The sequence below is a fragment of the Gracilimonas sp. genome (assembly GCF_035704785.1).
Lineage (GTDB): Bacteria > Bacteroidota > Rhodothermia > Balneolales > Balneolaceae > Gracilimonas.
The window spans coordinates 1-3,153 of record NZ_DASSWP010000046.1 but is presented as its reverse complement, the minus strand read 5'-3'; the positions used below and the strand labels follow the sequence as shown (position 1 = coordinate 3,153).

General features: G+C 40.0%; 3 protein-coding genes. All 3 read right to left on the bottom strand.

From position 1 onward, the window contains the following. Positions 1-1,360 (bottom strand): hypothetical protein (locus VFM80_RS02465; RefSeq protein ID WP_395069207.1); only part of this gene is annotated, 1,360 nt, incomplete at its 3' end. A gap of 41 nt (positions 1,361-1,401) precedes the next feature. Further along, the gene (locus tag VFM80_RS02460) at positions 1,402-2,106 is read right to left on the bottom strand and encodes a hypothetical protein (protein WP_395069206.1); all 705 of its coding nucleotides are present in this window, start codon (positions 2,104-2,106) and stop codon (positions 1,402-1,404) included. Beyond that, complete coding sequence (locus VFM80_RS02455) at positions 2,090-2,767, bottom strand: hypothetical protein (RefSeq protein WP_395069204.1); 678 nt, start codon at positions 2,765-2,767, stop codon at positions 2,090-2,092. The genes VFM80_RS02460 and VFM80_RS02455 overlap by 17 nt, the downstream gene beginning before the upstream one ends. Between the last annotated feature and the right edge of the window lie 386 nt (positions 2,768-3,153).

Below are 3,153 nucleotides of genomic sequence, written 5' to 3'. Positions count from 1 at the left end.
CACGATCAAATCTTCCAAAACACCAGAAAATTCCAGAATAGCTATTGGGATCACGCCCATCCAGGGCATAGCGATTGTTAAGTTCAATCATGTAATCCAAAGCCGTACGGTAGTCTTTGGTCCACTCAATGATCTTTTTACCCCATAACATCCGCAAATAGTTGTGCATGATGCCTGTCTCCCGAAGCTGCGTTTGTGCGGCATTCCAGATCTCATCGTGGGTTTTGGATTGAGCAAACTCTTCCAGCTCATACACCCATTCGCGTTCGTCATCCTGATGGTCACTCAATGTCTCCAGCACCCAGTCAGGCAGGCTTTCAAACTGATCGTAATCGGGACGGTGATGGGCAAAGTGGAAACCGACTTCCCGCCAGGTTATGACTTCATCCAGAAAGCTCTCTACATTCGGGTCTCCGTTAAAAAAGCCTGAATTCTTTCCATTGTTTGGAGTGATGTCATCCAGATCCCACCCCTCCGGCTGATGATCAAGCACCGCCTTCACGATCTCGTATTCACTGATCAACCCAAAATGCAGCCATGGACTCAATCCACTTGCAGCATCAGTATCGGGGTCATTTCGATCCTCATCATAACGATGAAGTCCATGTGCAATGAAGTCTCCCAGTTTACCCAAAGCATACTGCCGGGTTCCCTTCTCTTCTGTGATACCGATATCATGATTGATATCCAAAGTAGAAATAAACTTGGGGATGTCTTCCAGTACCTCATTTGCCCGAGGATATTTTTCCTCAAATCCATCCGGGAATCGAATCGAATTCAGATTCTCCAGATCATCCAGCGGATTTTTTTTGGGAGGATGCGTATAAGCTTCCAGGAAATGCTTTTGCATCACCTTACGAAACAGGTAAGCGGAATAGGGATCTTTATCGGTGATACCCAGCGGAATGATGCCGTTGGAATCGATGGTGATGTATGGAACATCTATTTCACCGGCCATCTTTTCATTGTTTTCACGAATAATATAGACGGGAAATTCATCAGCTATTACCGCCACCGATTTTTCGGCGAGAGCTTGAAATGAACCTTCAGCGTCCCCGGCTTCTCTTTCTGTGTAGCAATAGTGATTGATATCCTTTCCATGCAATTCATCCAGGTGCTCCTTCATCCCTTCCAGCAAAAAGGCATGAAACCGATCACACACCCAGGGATAATTTGCAATCACACTTTCGTATATCAACAGCGGCTTGTTGTGTTTATTGGCAAGGGCTACTGCATATTCCAATGCATAGTTATATTGAAATCGCCGGTTGATCTGCATCCAGTACAGAACATATTCCCCGTCCGGATTAACCTCTTTATCGTTCCGCTTAAACTTTCGGTAGCTGTTGATGTTTTTCATAATGGTCTGCATTCTGTTCGGCAAACCAATTTAAACAGTAACTAATTCCGTATCCGAAGTACACTTTCACTGTAAGGCCGGACTTCCATTTTGATATCCTCCTCAGGTAGATCAGGATTTGAAACTGAGATTATCAACAGGGTATCAGACTGTACACTTTCAACCTCATGGTCAAAATTCAGATCATTTAAGTCCAGATCTTCAATTTTAAACGACTCATTGACACCATCTTCGAGTATCTCGTATTGAGCTGCCGCAAATCCAACCTCAGTAAGCTCAGTTCGCATCAGATCCTGTGTACGATTTTTGTCGGCAGCCACTTTTGTATTCTCAAACACATACATACGGGTTATTTCAGCCGGAATTATAACTATTAGTCCTATACAGATCGCCGCACCAATATACCAATACCAAGGTTTTGCTCTATTCTCATTCGTCCGGGATTTCTTAAAACCTTTAAACAACAAGTATGGTCCAAGCATTAAATACAATACGACATTTAAATACATAGAAACTGTTACCCACGTAAACGGATAACCTGATGGTGCACCACCACCAAAAATGGTAATGGCATCTAGTGTATTAAACCTCAGAATAATAGTGGAAGGACGTATATTAAAAAGGTATTGAAGATTACCCGAAAGGAAATTCACATCACCGCGAATAAAATATAATCCTGCCGGAACTAAAATGAATAATAATAGAACGATCAGCCATTCATTTACTCTTCTAATTGAGAACTTCATAACTTACCCCCTCCTTATTTAAAGTGAACATCATTTCGAACCGGCCTTTTTGTCCATCATAGTTCTCATATTCAAGATCTTCTCCCAAAGAAATATCTGTAACTACGACAACTTTTATCTCATCTGCTTTTTCATCAATTTCGTAAAAATAATTTATGTTATCATCTAAACTTTGGTCGACAATTGAACTATCCTTACCTGTCATACTCAGATCAAAATCTGACACATAGACTCCATCTTCTCCCAGTTGCTCCGGCATAAGATCCCGAAAAGTAGCAACTATGGACTCCCGATTATTTTGATGATACTGTCCCAGTACATAGATCAATTTTTCTTGAACATCAGATTTCGTAATCCCGGCATCAATGGTTTTACGGATCTCAAGAAGGATATCTTTCTGAAAATTTCTGTTTCCATAATCGTTGGCAAAGGCAAGGGCGTGGAATAAAACAGCCAGGATAACCAGTCCATAAGCCACCCGATAAGCAACTTTAGATTCAAATTCTTTTTCACTAAGACTTAATAACCTGCCTAAAAATATGACTCCAATCACTAGTGCGATAAATAAACCTAACCAGATCTTCCCGAAATAGAGCGAAATGAAAAAGCCTAAGGCGGAAATAATTATTCCCTCGAATAATAATTTTGTTTCTCTTTCCATAAAACAACTTTTATTAATGTTTTAGGGAAAAAGCGTAAATTATTTGATTAATGCAAACAATTACATACGATCCAAAGACTTGATAAAGCTCTCCGAACTTTCCATGGATCTATCTTTTATCCACTTCACTTTTCTTATCAACATGTTCACCATAAAATTGGCCTTGCTATTACCAAAGTCAGGCGTCCGGTGAGCATACTTTTCGATCTTTGATGAAAAAGCTTTTAAAAACATATCATTGAAATTGTTTAAGCCATCAATAAAGTTCCTTTTCCTAAAAAGTCAGTTAGATTATTTTCTATATTGTTGTTCCAATTAAATCTTAGTCTTCAGTGTTTTTAAAATCGAAAGAAGTATATGCTCACTAAGAGAATTATTCCCTGCCT